Annotated in this window: 16 protein-coding genes, 1 tRNA gene and 1 pseudogene; 14 read left to right on the plus strand and 4 right to left on the minus strand. The window is 38.6% G+C overall.

Annotated elements, in window-relative coordinates:
* Positions 1–4: 4 nt before the first annotated feature.
* Together IGI64_RS02020 and IGI64_RS02025 are read left to right on the plus strand one after the other, a co-directional pair.
* Positions 5–1,195, plus strand: coding sequence for an MFS transporter (locus tag IGI64_RS02020; protein WP_429939326.1), 1,191 nt, complete (start codon positions 5–7; stop codon positions 1,193–1,195).
* A gap of 18 nt (positions 1,196–1,213) precedes the next feature.
* A complete protein-coding gene (locus IGI64_RS02025; RefSeq protein WP_016625068.1) occupies positions 1,214–1,561 on the plus strand; it encodes a MerR family transcriptional regulator in 348 nt (115 codons plus the stop codon).
* 119 nt (positions 1,562–1,680) lie between these two features.
* On the opposite strand, the gene IGI64_RS02030 is transcribed toward IGI64_RS02025, so the two are convergent.
* A tRNA-Lys gene (locus tag IGI64_RS02030) sits at positions 1,681–1,753 on the minus strand.
* A 342-nt stretch (positions 1,754–2,095) separates the two neighbouring features.
* Between IGI64_RS02030 and IGI64_RS02035 the strand changes: the two genes are divergently transcribed.
* From IGI64_RS02035 to IGI64_RS02065, 7 genes are all read left to right on the plus strand, one after another.
* Positions 2,096–2,665, plus strand: coding sequence for a DUF1836 domain-containing protein (locus IGI64_RS02035; protein ID WP_429939327.1), 570 nt, complete (start codon positions 2,096–2,098; stop codon positions 2,663–2,665).
* Complete coding sequence (locus tag IGI64_RS02040) at positions 2,658–3,518, plus strand: DegV family protein (RefSeq protein WP_429939328.1); 861 nt, start codon at positions 2,658–2,660, stop codon at positions 3,516–3,518. Before IGI64_RS02035 ends, IGI64_RS02040 begins: the two co-directional genes overlap by 8 nt.
* 202 nt (positions 3,519–3,720) lie before the next feature.
* The gene (gene yycF, locus IGI64_RS02045; RefSeq protein ID WP_016625064.1) at positions 3,721–4,425 is read left to right on the plus strand and encodes a response regulator YycF; all 705 of its coding nucleotides are present in this window, start codon (positions 3,721–3,723) and stop codon (positions 4,423–4,425) included.
* A 4-nt stretch (positions 4,426–4,429) separates the two neighbouring features.
* Positions 4,430–6,262, plus strand: coding sequence for a cell wall metabolism sensor histidine kinase WalK (gene walK, locus IGI64_RS02050; protein ID WP_016625063.1), 1,833 nt, complete (start codon positions 4,430–4,432; stop codon positions 6,260–6,262).
* Complete coding sequence (locus IGI64_RS02055; protein WP_429939329.1) at positions 6,259–7,566, plus strand: YycH family regulatory protein; 1,308 nt, start codon at positions 6,259–6,261, stop codon at positions 7,564–7,566. The genes walK and IGI64_RS02055 overlap by 4 nt, the downstream gene beginning before the upstream one ends.
* Positions 7,567–8,445 carry a two-component system regulatory protein YycI gene (locus IGI64_RS02060; protein ID WP_016625061.1) on the plus strand — a complete coding sequence of 293 codons (879 nt, stop codon included), beginning with the start codon at positions 7,567–7,569 and terminating at the stop codon, positions 8,443–8,445. It abuts the gene before it with no gap.
* A gap of 57 nt (positions 8,446–8,502) precedes the next feature.
* On the plus strand, positions 8,503–9,312 hold the full coding sequence (locus IGI64_RS02065) for an MBL fold metallo-hydrolase (RefSeq protein ID WP_034862848.1): 810 nt from the start codon (positions 8,503–8,505) through the stop codon (positions 9,310–9,312).
* A gap of 191 nt (positions 9,313–9,503) precedes the next feature.
* On the opposite strand, the gene IGI64_RS02070 is transcribed toward IGI64_RS02065, so the two are convergent.
* The 3 genes from IGI64_RS02070 to IGI64_RS02080 all read right to left on the minus strand — a co-directional run bounded on the left by IGI64_RS02070 (position 9,504) and on the right by IGI64_RS02080 (position 11,295).
* Positions 9,504–10,133, minus strand: a complete 630-nt coding sequence (locus tag IGI64_RS02070; RefSeq protein ID WP_429939330.1) for an NAD(P)-dependent oxidoreductase — start codon at positions 10,131–10,133, stop codon at positions 9,504–9,506.
* A 146-nt stretch (positions 10,134–10,279) separates the two neighbouring features.
* Positions 10,280–10,720, minus strand: a complete 441-nt coding sequence (locus tag IGI64_RS02075; RefSeq protein ID WP_429939331.1) for a nucleoside 2-deoxyribosyltransferase — start codon at positions 10,718–10,720, stop codon at positions 10,280–10,282.
* Positions 10,720–11,295, minus strand: coding sequence for a TIGR00730 family Rossman fold protein (locus tag IGI64_RS02080; protein ID WP_429939332.1), 576 nt, complete (start codon positions 11,293–11,295; stop codon positions 10,720–10,722). Before IGI64_RS02080 ends, IGI64_RS02075 begins: the two co-directional genes overlap by 1 nt.
* 459 nt (positions 11,296–11,754) lie before the next feature.
* Between IGI64_RS02080 and IGI64_RS02085 the strand changes: the two genes are divergently transcribed.
* The 5 genes and pseudogenes from IGI64_RS02085 to IGI64_RS02105 all read left to right on the plus strand — a co-directional run bounded on the left by IGI64_RS02085 (position 11,755) and on the right by IGI64_RS02105 (position 17,266).
* Entirely contained in the window at positions 11,755–12,600 is an 846-nt protein-coding gene (locus IGI64_RS02085) for an acyltransferase domain-containing protein (protein ID WP_429939333.1), read from the plus strand.
* 192 nt (positions 12,601–12,792) lie between these two features.
* The gene (locus IGI64_RS02090; protein WP_429939334.1) at positions 12,793–13,560 is read left to right on the plus strand and encodes a MurR/RpiR family transcriptional regulator; all 768 of its coding nucleotides are present in this window, start codon (positions 12,793–12,795) and stop codon (positions 13,558–13,560) included.
* Between the two features lie 254 nt (positions 13,561–13,814).
* Positions 13,815–15,209: pseudogene (locus IGI64_RS02095) on the plus strand (PTS sugar transporter subunit IIC).
* Positions 15,210–15,227: 18 nt separating this feature from the next.
* Positions 15,228–16,691 carry a 6-phospho-beta-glucosidase gene (locus IGI64_RS02100; protein ID WP_429939335.1) on the plus strand — a complete coding sequence of 488 codons (1,464 nt, stop codon included), beginning with the start codon at positions 15,228–15,230 and terminating at the stop codon, positions 16,689–16,691.
* A gap of 143 nt (positions 16,692–16,834) precedes the next feature.
* On the plus strand, positions 16,835–17,266 hold the full coding sequence (locus IGI64_RS02105) for a GNAT family N-acetyltransferase (protein WP_429939336.1): 432 nt from the start codon (positions 16,835–16,837) through the stop codon (positions 17,264–17,266).
* Positions 17,267–17,290 lie beyond the last annotated feature (24 nt).

A 17,290-nucleotide genomic window follows, 5' to 3' on the forward strand; every position in this document is an offset into this window, starting at 1 on the left:
GCTAATGAAAGAAAGAGTGAAAAGAAATATAGTATTGTTAATTTTAATAGTTGGTGTTTTTGGTATAATAAATACTGAAATCGGTATCATTGGTATACTTCCTTTAGTGGTAGAACATTTCAATGTAGCTGTCCCTACTGCAGGACTGCTGGTGAGTGGATTTGCTCTAACAGTAGCTATTTCTGGATTGATTACTCCATTGGTGTTTTCGAGGTTTGATAGAAGAAAAGTTATGATCCTTTCTCTTAGTGTTTTTGTTGCAGGTAATCTTATTTCTGTGTACACACATAACTTTAACATTCTTCTTGCAGCAAGAATTGTATCCGCGATTTTTCAACCAGTTTATGTTTCTATGGCTTTTACAATCGCAGCAGTTTCCGTTGAACCGAGGGAAGCTGCAAAAGCTGTATCGAAGATTTTTATTGGTGTTTCTGCAGGCATGGTAATAGGTGTTCCAATTATCAATGTTTTAGCAACAACATACTCATTTCAAACAGCTATGGCTTTTCTTACACTAGTAAACACAATCATTTTATTAGCAACTTTTTTCTTAATTCCTGCAATCCCAACTAAAGAAATAAAATCTTATGGAAAACAGATAGGGATTATTAAGAAACCTGTGATGCTTGTCTCAATCATCACAGTTATTTTACTTAATGCAGGAGTATTCGGTTTTTTTAGTTACATTTCTGATTATCTCGCTTCTGTTATGGCAGCTTCTGCTTATACAGTTAGTATAATATTATTTCTTTATGGTCTAACTAATATGTTGGGGAATATCGTAGCTGGTAAAATTCTAACATCTTTCGCAAAAGCAACTATTGCCATCTTGCCAGTTACGTTGATTCTCACTTATTTACTTTTATTCTTCTTGGGACATCGGGAGGTTATAACTTTCATTCTTATACTTTTGCTGGGAATGTTAGCTGGAGTCGTTGGAAATGTGAATCAGTATATTATTACAAAAGCAGGTAAAGACGCACTTGAATTTTCAAATGGTTTATTTTTAACAGCGGCAAATCTTGGAACGACAATAGGTACATCGATTTGCGGTATGTTTATCGTCGCTTTTAGTACAAGACATATCTTGATTGGAGCGATTGGATTTCTACTATTGAGTATCATATCAATAATGATCTATCATTATTTATTAAGTAAAAAGCAAGTCGAGATTTATGATAAGAGTCTAAACTAGAAGGGTGAGATTTTGAGTATGAATATTTCAGAAGCAGCAAGAATTTCAGAATTAACTCCGGTTACACTACGTTATTACGAAAGAATCGGGCTAATCCCTCCGGTAAAAAGAAAAAATGGCGGTGTGCGAGATTATGGAGAAGATGACTTAACCTGGATCGACTTCATTAAATGCATGCGGACAGCAGGTCTTTCTATTGAATCTTTGATAGAGTATACGAAACTTTTTCCAGAAGGGGATGCGACTGCAGCCGCGAGAAAAGAGATTTTGATTGAGGAACGGAATCGATTAGAAGAACGATACAAGATTCTGGGGATAACTCTTAATAAACTAAATGACAAAATTGATTGGTACGAAAAATGTTAATCATCAAATATTGAAAAAGTGGAATCCTGTCCGAAAACAAAAAAATGAGACTACGCACTCCCTTTTCCAAACGTCCGAAGACGCCAAGGGAGTACTAGTCTCGTGGGTTTGGCACCCAATGGGCCGTGAGGGGCTCGAACCCGCGACCCGCTGATTAAGAGTCAGCTGCTCTACCAACTGAGCTAACGGCCCATCAAAATTACTTTTTCATATTAGCACTAAGCATTTCAAAATGCAAGAAATGCCCAAAGAAAAGCTGTAAAAAATTTACAAGTTAACAGAAATTCCTTCAAGGATTATTCATAATTTCTCAGTAGTATATAAGTATACCAACTAATGAATGTTCTTTTTAGAACAACCCTAAACGCTTTTTCATTTTTTAACTCCTTCCCCATAAATAGAAAAGACCGGTGATGAACATGCTGCGTTCGTCATCGGTTTTTTCTTTGATTTTACATCTAGTTTCGATAACTAGTTTGCACAATCTTAGAAACTTTGTTACGATATTAATGAAACTAAAAGCGAGGCGAGGAAATGGAGAAAATAAAACAGCAGCTGAAAGAATGGGGCGCTGAACTAGAATCTTTTCGTTTGCCCAGATGGGAAGAACTCCCAGATTTGGAATTATATATGGATCAGGTCATCACACTGATTGATCGTTATTTGTCGCCAGTGATCCAAGGAGAGAAGCATCCGCTTCTGACTTCTTCAATGGTCAACAACTATGTGAAACTAGGTTTGATCCCCGCGCCGACGAAAAAAAAATACGACCGACAGCATGTTGCTTTTTTGATAGCGATCACATCGTTGAAGCAAGTCTTGACGATTCCCGAAATCAAAGAAGGTATCTTGTTTCAAGGAAAAGCAGTGGGCATTCGAGAAGCCTATGATCTTTTCTGTGAAGAACAAGAATCAGCGGTCAAATTGGTCAGTTGTCTAGCACAAGAAAAAGCACATCCCTATATATTAGATCAAGCAATTCCCATAGAATATGTTGCAGTAAAGACCGCAACTTTATCTTTTGCGATGAGGTTATTAGCAGAAAGAACGATTGAATTAGAAAAAATCTATTTGGCAGAATTGAAGGAGGAACACCATGAATAAAGAAAAAATAGCTATTTTAGTAGATTCTGGAACAGATGTCCCACAAGAATTGATGGAAAAACATCAAATGTTTATGATCCCGTTAAAAATCATTTATAAAGACCGAGTATATACGGACAAAGTAGATATCACCCCAGAAGAAATCTACGAAAAATTACCGCAAGAGATTCCAAGCACTTCTTTGCCAGATGGAGAAGCAATCACGGAAATCTTTGACGAAATAAAAAAACAAGGTTATGAAAAAATCCTTGCTGTAACCATCTCCAGCGGACTTAGCGGTACTTATAATGTTGTTCGTCTTCTTGGTGAGCAGTATGAAGGTCTGGAAACTTATGTGCTGGATACAAAAAATATCGGTATCGGCGCTGGGTTCTCCGCGATTCAAGCCGCAGAATGGTTGGAAGAAGGCATGGATTGGGAATCATTGAAAACTAATCTTGAAAAACATGTCCCTCAAAATAAAGTGTTTTTCAATGTAGCGACATTAGAATACTTGCAAAAAGGCGGACGAATCGGGCTTGTTGCTTCGATTTTAGGAACAGCATTAAAATTGAATCCGATTATTTCTTGTAATGATGAAGGTATCTATTATACTGTGGCGAAAGCGCGAGGACGCAAAAAGAGTTTAGATAAAGCGATGAACTTGGTCAAAGAGTTTATTGGTTCTGCTAAATCATACAATCTTGCAGTAGCGCATGGGCATGCAGAAGTTGAAGCTAGAGAAATGGAAGAACGTATGCGAAAAGAATTTCCTGGAGCGGAAAAAATCTATTTCGGTCAAATCTCGCCAGCTCTGGTCGTCCACACAGGCCCAGGTCTGCTAGGATTAGGGATTCAAATTTTGGAAAAATAAAGAAAAAATAGAAACAACACGCTAGCTCATAGAACAGAAGTTGAAAGTCATTGGAAAAACTGTTTTAAGAAAGGTTTTCCATTCGAACATCAGCTTCTGTTCTTTAACTTTTCATTGCTTTCAAAATGCAAAGATGAAACAGAACCCGAAATACGGTATAATGAAAAAGTATGGACAAGAATAAAAGAAGAGGTGGCTCTTTATGAAGAAAATTTTAGTTGTCGATGATGAGAAGCCGATTTCAGATATTGTCAAATTTAACTTAGCAAAAGAAGGATATGACGTTTACACTGCTTACGATGGCGAAGAAGCCTTAGAAAGAGTTGAAGAAGTTGTACCGGATTTGATTTTATTAGATTTGATGCTGCCGAAAATGGACGGCTTAGAAGTCGCGCGGGAAGTCCGCAAAACATATGATATGCCGATTATTATGGTCACGGCCAAAGATTCCGAAATCGATAAAGTATTAGGCTTGGAACTAGGCGCAGATGATTATGTGACAAAACCTTTTTCAAACCGTGAATTAGTTGCACGTGTCAAAGCAAATCTGCGACGCGGAGCTGCAGCAGCGAAAGAAACAGAAGAAGCAGCGCCATCAGAATTGAACATTGGTGATTTGACGATCCATCCTGATGCATACATGGTCACCAAACGAGGAGAAACAATCGAATTGACTCACCGTGAGTTTGAATTATTGTTTTATTTAGCAAAACATCTTGGTCAAGTAATGACACGGGAACATTTGCTGCAGACAGTATGGGGCTATGATTATTTCGGTGATGTACGAACAGTTGACGTAACTGTAAGACGTCTTCGTGAAAAAATCGAAGACAACCCAAGCCACCCAAGCTATTTGGTCACGCGCCGCGGGGTAGGTTATTATTTGCGCAACCCGGAACAGGAGTAATGGAATGAAGAAAAAAGTCCGCTTTTTTCGATCGGTCAATTTCAAGATCGCCATTACGTTTATCTTGATTTTGTTGATCTCGATCGAAATCATTGGCGCGTATTTTATACGAGGCCTTGAGCGTTCGACAATCGATACGTTTATCAAAGATATGAACCAAACCGTTGTTTCATTGGCTGCGACGGTCTCTCCGGAACTTAATCGCAAAGACAGCAATGAAGCAGAAGAAGTCAACGCAAATATCAAACGATTTATCGAAAACAGCAAATCCAGCGATATCCTCGAGATTCGAGTGGTTGATGAAAGAGGGATCATTCGAGGAACAACGGATGTAAGTGAGCAGAACTCCGTGGGCAAGAAGAATGATTATGCGGATATCAATGATTTTACAACGAAAAGATATGTCGCTTTAGATAAAAATGGCAACCGAGTAAATATCAATGTCCAACCTATCTTGTCCCCGACCGGTGATGCCGTTATCGGGGCTCTTTACGTCAGAAGCAATATCGAACAGAAATATGGAGAAATCAATAATACTGCATTTATTTTCTTCACCGCTTCATTGATTGCTGCATTTATCTCAATTATCGTTGCTGTCTTGATTGCAAGGTCCATCACCCAGCCAATTGGTGAGATGAGGGAGCAAGCAATCCGAATCGCAAGAGGAGACTACAGCAGAAAAGTCAAAGTCCACGGACAAGATGAACTTGGACAACTGGCAGATACATTTAATCAGCTGGCAGAAAGAATCGAAGAAGCGCAAGACACGATGGAAGCAGAAAGAAACCGGTTAGACAGCGTACTTTCTCATATGACAGATGGTGTCGTCGCTACTGACCGCCGAGGAAAAGTCATTACCATCAACGATATGGCTCTTTCCCTTTTAGATGTGAAAAATGAAGAAGCAATTGGACAATCGATTTTAACACTTTTAGATATTGAAGAAGAATACACCCTGCGCAAACTGTTGGAAAATCCAAGCGAAATGATTTTAGACCGCTCGGACGAAACCGAAAATACGCAGATGATCTTGCGCGTCGATTTTTCGATGATCCGTCGCGAATCAGGTTTTATCAGCGGTCTAGTAGCTGTTTTGCATGATGTAACGGAACAAGAGAAAAACGAACGCGACCGTCGCGAATTTGTTTCAAATGTTTCTCATGAATTGCGTACGCCATTAACGAGTATGCGAAGTTATATCGAAGCATTGAGCGAAGGCGCTTGGAGAGAAGAAGAAATCGCCCCCAACTTTTTGAAAGTCACGTTAGATGAAACAGACCGCATGATCCGCATGATTAATGATCTGCTTAGTCTTTCCAGAATGGATGCTGGGAACACACCGCTTCAGCTGGAATATGTGAATTTCAATGAGTTGATCAATTTTGTATTGGATCGCTTTGATATGATGGTCGTCAATCAAGAAAAGAAATATAAGATCGTCAGAGAATTTACCCAAAGAGATCTATGGGTAGAAATCGACACAGATAAAATCATCCAAGTGATCGATAATATCATGAATAATGCAATCAAATATTCACCAGATGGCGGAACAATTACTTGTCGTCTTTTAGAAACACATAATAACATCGTTTTGAGTATCAGCGACCAAGGTCTGGGGATTCCGAAAAAAGACCTTAATCGTGTATTCGAACGTTTTTACCGAGTGGACAAGGCACGGGCAAGAGCGCAAGGCGGAACAGGTTTAGGGTTAGCAATCTCTAAAGAAGTGATCAAATCGCACGGCGGCTCGATCTGGGCTGAAAGCAAAGAAGGGCAAGGCTCTACTTTCTATATCTCCTTGCCATATGAACCTTATGAGGAGGAATGGTGGGAATGAGAATATCAGAAAAAGTCGTCCGCATCGGATTGATTGCTATGATCATCCTTAGTCTTTATTTCTCCTATGTGATTTGGCTAAGTCCAGCGAGCAAAAAAACGATCGATGTGGATGAATCAAATTCGCAAATGATCTCAGATACGCAAAGCAATCGAAGTACTTCCGAGATTTTTCTGCCATTGCGTGTGACGCAACACAAAGGCGGTAAGATCCAGGAAACAAATAGCGAGAACCTGATCACTCGTTTGCAAAACCATATTACTCAAGCAAGATTTGGAAAGCTGACAGAAACAGTATCGGGAGACCAAAATGCTTTTAATGAACGTTTGGATATCACGGACGGATTTGAATTGAGCTATGTCGCACCATTTTTGATTAGTGAATACAAAACTGCTTTTGACCTGGGAATAGATCTTTCTGGATTACCTAAAGAAGGAACGGCAGAATACTTTACCCGTGTCCAATTTGATGAAAAAGAGAATAAACTCCGATTTTTCAATTTTGCGCATCATACGATCTATGAAGCGAATCTTGTATTAGATTGGACAACCATCAAAAAAGAAATGGACACTGGAAACAACAAGTGGATCGCTATGAGTCAAACCGATTCGCTTTTGAAACGGCAATATGATACCGAAAAATCGGTAAAACTGAAAAAATACAGTTATATCCTTTCGCAGCAGACCTATACCTTATTCCGAAATTCTTTCTTCCAATCACCAGATGAAGTAATGAATAATGACGAAAGCAATGAACTTGTTTTTTACGGGAATAATGAGTCTTTGACAATCAAGTCAGAAACACAGGAAGTTGATTTTGGCGGTACATTGCCGCAGGATGAAATCGGGAAAGACTTTTACAGCGAAACATCGGCTTATATCAGCAGATTAGGCAGCGCGCTAGGCAATCTTCGTTATTTTGACCGAGAGAATACACAGATCGATTACCGGATATTTATTGAAGGTTTCCCTGTTTTTGGAACAGAAAATAAAGGCAAGGTTCGTGTAGCGGTTGAAAATGAATCAAAAGTCAATATCCAGACAAGTTTGAATACCATCCAAGTTCCGATACCTTCTGATGAAGAAGTGGAACTTCCAAGTACGTCGGATATCATTCAGCAGCTGATTGATAAAGGGGCAAAAAAAGAAGCGATCCATTCAGTCGTGATCGGCTATACATGGCAGAATATCAAAGAAACGAATCGAGTCGTTGATCTGCTTCCAGAATGGTATGTAAAATACAATAATAATTGGTTCTCTGCAAATGAACTGTTAGACAAACTTCCAGAAATGGAGGCTGAATAGATGGATTTTAAGAAAATCGAATGGATCTTCTTCATTGCCTTCTTAGGACTGAATATCTTTTTATTCAGCATCTATCATGAAGCTGTGAACCAAGAAAACAATGTTATTCGTTATGACCAGACAGAATCGATCCAACAGCGTTTGACGAGTGATGATATTACGTATGAAGGAAAACTTTCCACAGAAATAAGACAAGGTTATTACCTTAGTGCAGAACAAACAAGCATTTATGAATCACTAGTGGATTATCGAAAAACGCAAGATGATAATTCAAGCGGCGTGTTGAAAAATGGGGTAAGTGTCCATGATAATGTATTGACGAACGAGTTGTCTTCTACAGAATCAGCACGCTATATGATCGATCCAGAAAATGTGAAGGACGATCTGAATAAATTTTTACGAAACAGCGACAATGTTTTATTTGGCAGGGAATATGTATACACGCCGCAATTTTCTTCATTGGACAACGAGTTTCCAGAAATAGAAGCCAGCCAGCAATATGAAGGGATTCCGTTCCATGATGATACATCCAAATTGACACTGACGATCGACAACAGCGATGATAAGCTAAAAGTCACGAAGTATTCCCAAACACATTTGTCTCATATCGAACAGTTACGGGAAAAGATGGACCTATACTCGGAAGAAGATGCTGTCAAGACGTTGTATATCAACAATAAGATTTCCAGCGGTTCCAAGATTCTTTGGAGAAAACTTGCGTATACGCGTATTTTGAAAGTAAGAGAAAAAAATGTCTACGTCCCGGTATGGTATATTGCCATCGAAACCAGCGATAAAAGTGTTCAAGTTGAGACTGTCAACGCATTGAATAATACGATCATCACAAATAATGCAGTACCAAAAGTGGAAGATCAATAAAAATAATCGTATAATGTAAAAATGTTGAATGATGTAAGAAGGGAAGTCTTAGTTACAATGGCTGAAGAAAATGCAGCTTTTAAAATCAGTATCCTTGCCAGCGGAAGTTCTGGAAACTCGCTTTACATCGAAACCGGCAAAAAAAAATTGCTGGTTGATGCAGGATTAAGCGGGAAAAAAATCACTTCTCTCATGGCTCAGATCGACCGGACACCAGATCAATTAGATGGGATCTTGGTTACCCACGAGCATCGCGATCATATCCATGGAGTAGGCGTTCTTGCACGAAAATATAAACTAGATGTCTATGCCAACGAAAAAACGTGGGAAGCGATGGATACAATGATCGGCAATGTCCCAGTTGAGCAAAAGCATCTTTTCGAAATGGGCAAAGTCCAAACGTTTGGCGATTTAGATATCGAAAGCTTTGGTGTTTCCCATGATGCAGCAGCACCACAGTTTTACCGTTTCTATAAAGATAATCGATCATTCGTGATGCTGACAGACACAGGTTACTGCAGCGACTATATGCGCGGTACGATCAAAAATGCTGATGGTTATTTGATGGAAAGTAATCATGACTTGGAAATGCTGCGAATGGGCCCTTATCCATGGAATCTGAAGCAGCGTATCTTAGGCGACCGCGGTCATTTATCCAATGAAGATGGTGCTTTAGTTATGACAGATGTTATTGGTGATCGGACAAAACGCATCTATTTAGGGCATTTGAGCCGAGAAAATAATCTGAAAGAATTAGCACATCTAACCATGGAAAATGTTTTGCGAGAAAAAGATAAAGGTGTCGGCGAAGCCTTTGAAGTGTATGATACAGATCCAGATGAGGCGACAGAGTTGTTTTCAATCTAGAGGTCGTGAGCAAAGCACCTTGACTTGAGCGTTAAGACTCTTTATCCAGAGAAAATGGCTTTTCACATTTTTTCTGGATAAAGCTTAACGCCGAGAGTCAGCTGAAAAAACAATTCAAGAAAAAACCGGAAAACATCTATGTATGTTTTCCGGTTTTTTGTTTTTTTACTGAAGAAACTGCTCCTTTTTATTTACAGACTCACCACACTGATATGTTCTTGGCAATGTGTATTGTTTTCTGCCTCGTCCATCATAGCAATAGCGTAATCAGCCATACTGATATAACTTTCACCAGAAGCATTCTTAAGTAAACGATCGTCACTTATTTGATAATCGCCTGTCCGTTCGCCATTTGGATCAAAAGAAGCAGCCGGACTCAAATAAGTCCAATAAACATCTTTGACATTTTTCAAATCAAGCAATGCTTGTGACATATTGTAGGCAGTAGGATAGAAGGGCGCATTTTCAGGCACATTGTCGATCATTCTCGTATGCTTCTCTTCATCCAAGAATAACGAGGAAGCCCCGCCAACGACCAATAAGCGTGTTTGAGTGCCATGTAAGATCGATAAGAGATGATCGATCGAAGTTTTATGCATTTCTTCTTTACCTTGCGGCGCATTGAAAGCATCAATAACGACATCAAAAGGTGCTAAATCTTCTTTTGTCAGTTGGTAAAGATCTTTTTGAAAATAAGGAACATCTGCTGGCAGTTTTTCCGGAGAGCGGACGATAGCTGTTGCATCGATTTGACGATCTTGTGCTTCTTTCAAAATATGTGAACCAGCATTTCCAGTGGCGCCGATAATAGCAATGTTCATGTGAATTCCTCCAGAATATTTTTTCTTTATTTTATGTTTAAGAAAAAGATACGTCAAAATATTCGATTCCGAAAATTACTGACAAGAAGCACATTTTTGCTATTCATATACGCGCTGGAAAAAATGGTTTAATAAAGCTGTTATTTTTACAGGTATTCACCCTGGTAATTTTTAGCAGGCAGTTTGTCGAAATCATAGTTTTTCAACTCTTCTGCTGTTTTCAAGTAAGCATGCAGACTTTGAGTAATCATCAAATTCGTCGGGAATGTTTCTTCTTGGACAACGATGACAGGTTTGTTCATCATCGCAGCAGCGCCCAATTCGTACGCGGTTCCTGGATCCGTGGATTGATGCTCAAAGTCTAAAATTGCTGCAACGGCATCCGCCTCTGTTAATTCTTTCATATCCAATTCATAAATTTCTTGCGCCCAGCCAGCGCTGAACATGTCATAATTGGTCTCTTGATGCTCTCTTGGAGAATAAAAGCTTGTTACTGTTGTATTTTCCGTCAATGCTTTTTCAATGCGGCTTATCCGCTCGATTTGCTCCTTTGAAAAAAACGGTCCTGCTAGATAGATTCGACTCATTATTTTGCCTCCTTCAATAGTGTAAGGTTGTCATTTGTTTCGGCTTGCAGAAGATCCACAAGCTCTAACGGATTGTTTGAAAAGAACACGCGATCCAACCATTTTTTATCCATAAATCCTTCTTCAGCAAAAGTATTCAATAGGGTTTCTAATCCAGTATAATAGCCGCCGACGTTCAAGATCCCGATCGGTTTATCCGGAGAAAGACCAATGGCGATCCAAGAAAGCAGTTGTGAAAATTCTTCTAATGTTCCTAAACCACCAGGGAAGATCAAAACAGCATCTCCTTTTTCAAACAACAAAACCTTTCTTTCGTCGATCGTTTGGGTTGGGATAAAAGTTGTGACATCTGTTTCAGGAAATTCTTCATCAAAAAGACCCACAGGATAAATTCCTGTGACTTTTCCATTGTTTTCCATGACCGTTTTACTGATTGTTCCCATAATGCCAGAATTAGAACCGCCGTAAACCAGTTCAATTTCTTCTTGTGCCATATATTTTCCTAACGTTTGGGCAATAAATCTGTAACTTTCTTTATCACCAAAACGGGAGCCGCAAAATACTGTAAGTTTCAAAAAAAACACATCCAATCTCTAAAATCTAAACTTTATTCTACTCTTGTTTTTTTATAATTAAAGTCTAGATTTTGTGGTTTTTTAGTGTTATAAGGAATGGAGACACAATATATAGTGTCTGTGAACTTGCGGTTAAAAGCCTGGAATGAGCATTTTATTTTTTTAAAAAAGAAATAAAAAAACATTTTTTGAAAAAAAGATTGGAAGCAGACTAGTTCAGAAAGTAAAGGCTCCCAAGTAAAAATGCTGAAAAAAATCCATTTTTTAAATATAAAGATTTTTTTGTTATTTTAAAAAATAAAATCAATTGTGTTATTATTGATGCAGTTATATAATTAATAGGAATCGTACTTAAAGAAAATCGAGATGAAAGCAAAAAGTTTTTTGAAAACGTTGTCTTTTTGCAAGTGGAATTACTGTCGTTTATCTAAATGGTTTGTTAAAAATAGGAGAAAATATATGGAAAAAATCATCAATGAATTAACGAAATTAACAGAATCGATCGAACTTCCTGAAGTCGTTGCTGAACACGTACAGAAAAAAGCAAAGACGATTCCTGCTGAATATTTTGAGCATTGGGGTCGCAAACTTCTTGACGCTCGCACAGCAAAAAATGCGGCAAAAGAATTAGATGAAAAATATCAAGAAGATAACTTTACAGCATTAGCGATTTATTTATATGCTGCATCTTTGAGTTGGGAAAAAATCTATCGGCCATTGAATATCCCAAAAGAAATCTATATCGATACAATGAAGGCATTTTCGCGATTTATCCAAGAATACTATGAAGCAGCAGCAGTTTATCAGTTTAATCGCGGTTTCTGGATTTGGCGTCAAATCAGCGGACTGATTTTTCGAATCGGTGAATTAGAATATGAATTGACGAAATTTCCGCAAAATGACAAAAAAGCAGAATTGGCAGGAAAAGAAAGCTTATCAGTACATATTCCTTCAGATGCTGATTTGTCACCAGAAAAAATCACAAACAGTTACCATCAAGCGGCTGTTTTTTTTCGACTGTATTTCCCAAGATATCAATATCAAGCCATCTATACTGATACATGGTTGTTGTCGCCGAATCTTTCAACATGGCTCAAACCTGAATCAAAAATCAGACGTTTTGCTGACAATTATGAGCTTTTGACAGTGGACGAAACGAATGACAGCGGCGTTCCGTGGATTTTTAAACGTGCAGATGCTCAAATTCAGGATTACCCTGAAAAAACGAGTTTGCAGCGGCAAGCAAAAAAACAGCTGCTGGCAGGTAAGCATATTGGTGCAGGATTAGGTATTCTTTCTATATAAAAACCAACAATTGATATCCGGTCAAAAGACGCGAGCTTCTCTTGCTCGCGCCTTTTTTGTTTAAATAAGATAATTCGTTATGTCTTATTCACGAAAAGGTCCTTTTTAATAACGACGATATAAAATATAAATACTAGTTTTGTTATTTCTATATTTGCTATAATTAAAGTCAATGAATCAGGAGGTGGTAGTTTGTTCGAAGCAGAAAAGATCAAGCAGCTGAATGAATTAGAAATGTTGGTGTATGACTATCTTTTGACCCACACAGCAGAAATTCCTTCTTTAACGATCCGCCAGCTTTCCGAATCTTGTCATGTCTCGACTTCAACGATTTTGAGATGCTGTACCAAGCTGGGCTTTCAGGGATTTTCAGAACTGAAATATGTACTTAAGAAAAACGAGCTTCAGGAAAAAGAAAAAGCATTAGAACAATATTATGATGCAACAGTTCAGATCGATCATTTTTTGAAAAGAATAAATAATGATAGTTACCAGAAAGTGATTCAAAATGCAGTGGATATGATCGTTTCAGCTAATCATGTTTCTTTTATCGGCATTGGCACAAGTGGTGTTTTAGGAAGCTACGGCAGCCGCTATTTTGTCAATCTTGGACTAAATGCATACAGTATTACTGATCCTTTTGAACCCGTTCCTTCACGGGGGTTGACAACAACACTTGCCATTATTTTGTCTGTATCAGGAGAAACCGATGTGATAATCGAGAAAACGGAAACGCTCAAAAGAAATGGCGCTGCTGTTTTAAGTTTGACAAATGATGAAACGTCCACGATTTCACGCTTAGCGGATTATAATATTTCTTATTATATGCCGGAAGCTCGCGGGAAAGATACTTCTCTTAATTTGACGACACAAGTTCCAGTAATCGCTCTCCTGGAGATTTTGGGACAAAAAGCCAGCCAAGTATTAGATGAGCGGATAAATAATCAGACGAATGGCTAGCTCAATGGAAGAAAATATTTTTAGAAAGCAGCAAATCAGCGGTAATTTGCTGCTTTTTTCTTGATTTTGGAAGAAATAGGTGTGAAACTTTCACTTTTTTGTTTTTTTCGTTGGAACATGTTTTTCTTGAACAGCCAAATATGTTTGTCAGAAGAATAATGAGATATAGTAAAGATGTAAACGGATACAAAAAAGTTTCGACTGCATTTATTTTTTTGGAAAGAGCCTACAAAATAGAAAAGGAGAGAATGAAGATGAACGAATGGATCAACAATAAAGTTTTACCCTCCGTTTTAACATTTGTAAACACGAAACCAATCACGGCACTGCGGAATGGGATGCTGTACACGATGCCCTTTACGATCGTAGGGTCAGTTTTTCTGCTGTTAGCAAATTTCCCAGTCCCGATCATTTCAGAATGGGTCACTAATTCTGGATTAGGTATTTATTTTAACCAAGCATATGGCGCATCTTTTGCAATCATGGCGATTTTTGCAGTAATGGGCATTGCATATTCTTATGTAAAAGCAGAAGGTTTTGAGGGTCTTCCAGCTGGAATGATCAGTTTGGTGATTTTTTTGCTGACAATGAGTTCTGATGTCACAGATCCTGAGTCTGGTATCACGATCGGAAATATCATCGATAAAACATGGACTGGCGGTCAAGGAATGATCAGCGCCATTTTTGTTGGACTGTTTGTCGGCTGGGGCTATGTATGGTTTTTAAAACGAGATATTCGGATCAAGCTGCCTGAGCAAGTGCCAGATAATGTAGCGAACTCTTTTACCGCACTTATTCCTGCCGCTGTATTGATTACAGCAGCGATGCTTATTTATATTTTATTTGATGTAGTATTCCATACGACATTTGTGGAATGGATCTATGAAGTGATCTAAAGCCCAATCCAAGGAGTGACCGATTCGCTAGGCGGAGCCGTCATGTTAGGATTCTTAGTTCCTTTCCTATGGTTTTTCGGGGTGCATGGTTCAACGATCGTCGGCGGGATCATGGGTCCGATCTTGCAAGCAAATTCATTAGCGAACACACAAATTTTGGATTCTGGAAGAGAATTGACTGTTGCAAATGGCGGACATATCGTTACCCAGCAGTTCCTTGACCAATTTATGACAGTTACAGGTGCTGGGATGACGATCGGCGTAGTAATGTATATGGTCTTTTTCTCGAAATCAGCCCAGTTCAAACAATTAGGCCGATTATCCGTTGCACCAGCTGTTTTCAACATCAATGAACCGATTATTTTTGCAGCACCAATCGTTATGAACCCAATCATGGCGATTCCATTTATCTTGACACCAATCGTTTCTGGTTTGATCACTTATTTTGCATTATATACAGGGCTTGTTCCGCTGTTCACGGCAGTCCAAGTACCTTGGACGACCCCGCCGATCATTTCTGGATTTTTGGTTGGAGGTTGGCAAGCAGCGCTTTTACAAGTATTTGTACTAACGATCGGCTTCTTCATTTACCTGCCATTTGTGAAGAAAATAGATGAATTGAACTACGCACAAGAAAACGATATGACATTGGATGAAGTAGAAGAAATGGGAACGACCGAAGCTCCGGAAGTGCCGGTTACAGGTGCAGAAGCTGTGGAAGCAGCAGAAGGAGTAAACGAAAGCAAGATTTAAAGTAAAGGAAGTGGCGAAATGAGTAGCTTAAGAAAAGATTTTTTATGGGGCGGAGCTGTCGCAGCCCATCAATTAGAAGGCGGCTGGCAAGAAGGAAACAAAGGGATCAGTGTTGCTGATGTCATGACCGCTGGCGCAAATGGTATTCCCCGAAAAATCACAGACGGTGTAATTGAAGGTAATTATTATCCAAATCATGAAGCAATCGATTTTTATCACCGGTACAAAGAAGATGTTAAATTATTCGCAGAACTAGGATTAAAGTGTTTTCGCACATCGATTGCTTGGTCAAGGATTTTTCCAAATGGAGATGAAGCAGAACCAAATGAAGAAGGGCTTCGTTTTTATGAGGATTTATTCAATGAATGTCATAAATACGGCATAGAGCCTGTGATTACTTTGTCGCATTTTGAGATGCCGTATCATCTTGTTGAAGAATACGGCGGCTGGCGCAATCGAAAAATGATTGATTTCTTCGTTCGATTTGCAGAAGTATGTTTCGAACGTTATAAAAATCAAGTGACCTATTGGATGACATTTAATGAAATCAACAATCAAACAAATTACAATAATGACTTTTTCCCTTTTACAAATTCAGGTATTCGCTATGAAGAGGGAGAAGACAGAGAACAAATCATGTATCAAGCGGCCCATTATGAATTAGTTGCAAGTGCAAAAGCGGTGGAGATTGCTCGTGAAATAAATCCCGATTTCCAGATGGGATGTATGATTGCCATGGTACCGATATACAGTTATTCTTGTGATCCCAAAGAATTGATGGCCGCAACAGTCGCAATGCAGCGGCGTTATTGGTTTACTGATGTGCATTGCCGCGGACATTATCCGAGTTTCATCGAAGCTTATTTTAGACGAAAAGGCTATTCTCTTGATCGAACAGAAGAAGATTTTGAAACGTTGAAAAAAGGCTGTGTGGACTATATTGGGTTCAGCTACTACATGTCATTTGCAGTCAAGGATACAGGAAAAGGACCTTCTTTCGATTATGATGAAGAGGCTGATTTGGTAAAAAATCCATTTATTGAAGCTTCTGATTGGGGCTGGCAGATTGATCCAATGGGCATGCGTTATGCGATGAATTGGTTCAATGACCGTTATGAAAAACCACTCTTTATTGTTGAAAACGGCTTTGGTGCCATTGATGTGCCAGATGAAAATGGACAAATCGATGATGCGTATCGAATCGACTATTTAGCTGCCCATATCGAGATGATGAAAGAAGCAGTAGAATATGACGGCATTGATTTGATGGGTTACACACCATGGGGATTCATCGATTTGGTCTCTGCCGGAACAGGCGAAATGGAAAAACGTTATGGTTTCATCTATGTAGACAAAGATAACCAAGGAAATGGTACGCTAGAAAGAAGAAAAAAACGGTCCTTTGCTTGGTATCAGCAAGTGATTGCTTCTAACGGCGAAAAGACGGATTTAAACGAAGATATTTCTATCTCGGTTTCATGATTTTAACAAAGAGCTATGTTCAAAGCATAGCTCTTTTTATTTATAAGAAGGAAATTCAAAACAAGTTAGCTGAAAAAGGTTGTTATTGACAAAAGAAGAGGGTAAATTTAAGAGAATAGATTGTCGATAACGGAGGAAATAACATGGTTATAGATAAGATGACAGAACAACAGCGGAATGAACTAAGAGAGCTTTATTTTATTTCACGAAAAAAGGCCTTTTTTTGGGAAGATGAATCAGCATTCGATCTGGCTGACTTTGATCATGATACCAAAGATGAACTGGTTTTAGTTGCAACTGACAACAAACAAATCGTCGGATTCATTTCTTTATATGTAGAAGATAACTTTATCCATACATTATTTGTTTCTCCAGAAAAGCAAGGACTCGGTGCAGGAACTGCTCTCTTACAAGAAGCAAAAAAAGTATTGGAGATGCCGATGAAACTTAAATGTTTATCTAAAAATACAGCAGCCTTGAAATTTTATGAATCACAAGGTTGGAGAAAAATCGATGAAGTAAAGTATGAGAATGCGAACGATAATTATTGGAATCTTTTGTTGGAAGGAAATTGACAATAATAAGTGCAAAAAAAAGCA

The organism is Enterococcus sp. DIV0210g (assembly GCF_050559705.1).
Taxonomy (GTDB): Bacteria; Bacillota; Bacilli; order Lactobacillales; family Enterococcaceae; genus Enterococcus_B; species Enterococcus_B faecalis_A.

Bases quoted from the DNA above. Each gene is read 5' to 3' on its own strand.
- IGI64_RS02070 (WP_429939330.1), bottom strand. From the start codon at position 10,133: ATGAACATTGCTATTATCGGCGCCACTGGAAATGCTGGTTCACATATT.
- IGI64_RS02075 (WP_429939331.1), bottom strand. From the start codon at position 10,720: ATGAGTCGAATCTATCTAGCAGGACCGTTTTTTTCAAAGGAGCAAATC.
- IGI64_RS02035 (WP_429939327.1), top strand. From the start codon at position 2,096: ATGGAGAAAATAAAACAGCAGCTGAAAGAATGGGGCGCTGAACTAGAA.
- IGI64_RS02060 (WP_016625061.1), top strand. From the start codon at position 7,567: ATGGATTTTAAGAAAATCGAATGGATCTTCTTCATTGCCTTCTTAGGA.
- yycF (WP_016625064.1), top strand. From the start codon at position 3,721: ATGAAGAAAATTTTAGTTGTCGATGATGAGAAGCCGATTTCAGATATT.
- IGI64_RS02085 (WP_429939333.1), top strand. From the start codon at position 11,755: ATGGAAAAAATCATCAATGAATTAACGAAATTAACAGAATCGATCGAA.
- IGI64_RS02100 (WP_429939335.1), top strand. From the start codon at position 15,228: ATGAGTAGCTTAAGAAAAGATTTTTTATGGGGCGGAGCTGTCGCAGCC.
- IGI64_RS02065 (WP_034862848.1), top strand. From the start codon at position 8,503: ATGGCTGAAGAAAATGCAGCTTTTAAAATCAGTATCCTTGCCAGCGGA.
- IGI64_RS02105 (WP_429939336.1), top strand. From the start codon at position 16,835: ATGGTTATAGATAAGATGACAGAACAACAGCGGAATGAACTAAGAGAG.
- IGI64_RS02020 (WP_429939326.1), top strand. From the start codon at position 5: ATGAAAGAAAGAGTGAAAAGAAATATAGTATTGTTAATTTTAATAGTT.
- walK (WP_016625063.1), top strand. From the start codon at position 4,430: ATGAAGAAAAAAGTCCGCTTTTTTCGATCGGTCAATTTCAAGATCGCC.
- IGI64_RS02025 (WP_016625068.1), top strand. From the start codon at position 1,214: ATGAATATTTCAGAAGCAGCAAGAATTTCAGAATTAACTCCGGTTACA.
- IGI64_RS02055 (WP_429939329.1), top strand. From the start codon at position 6,259: ATGAGAATATCAGAAAAAGTCGTCCGCATCGGATTGATTGCTATGATC.
- IGI64_RS02040 (WP_429939328.1), top strand. From the start codon at position 2,658: ATGAATAAAGAAAAAATAGCTATTTTAGTAGATTCTGGAACAGATGTC.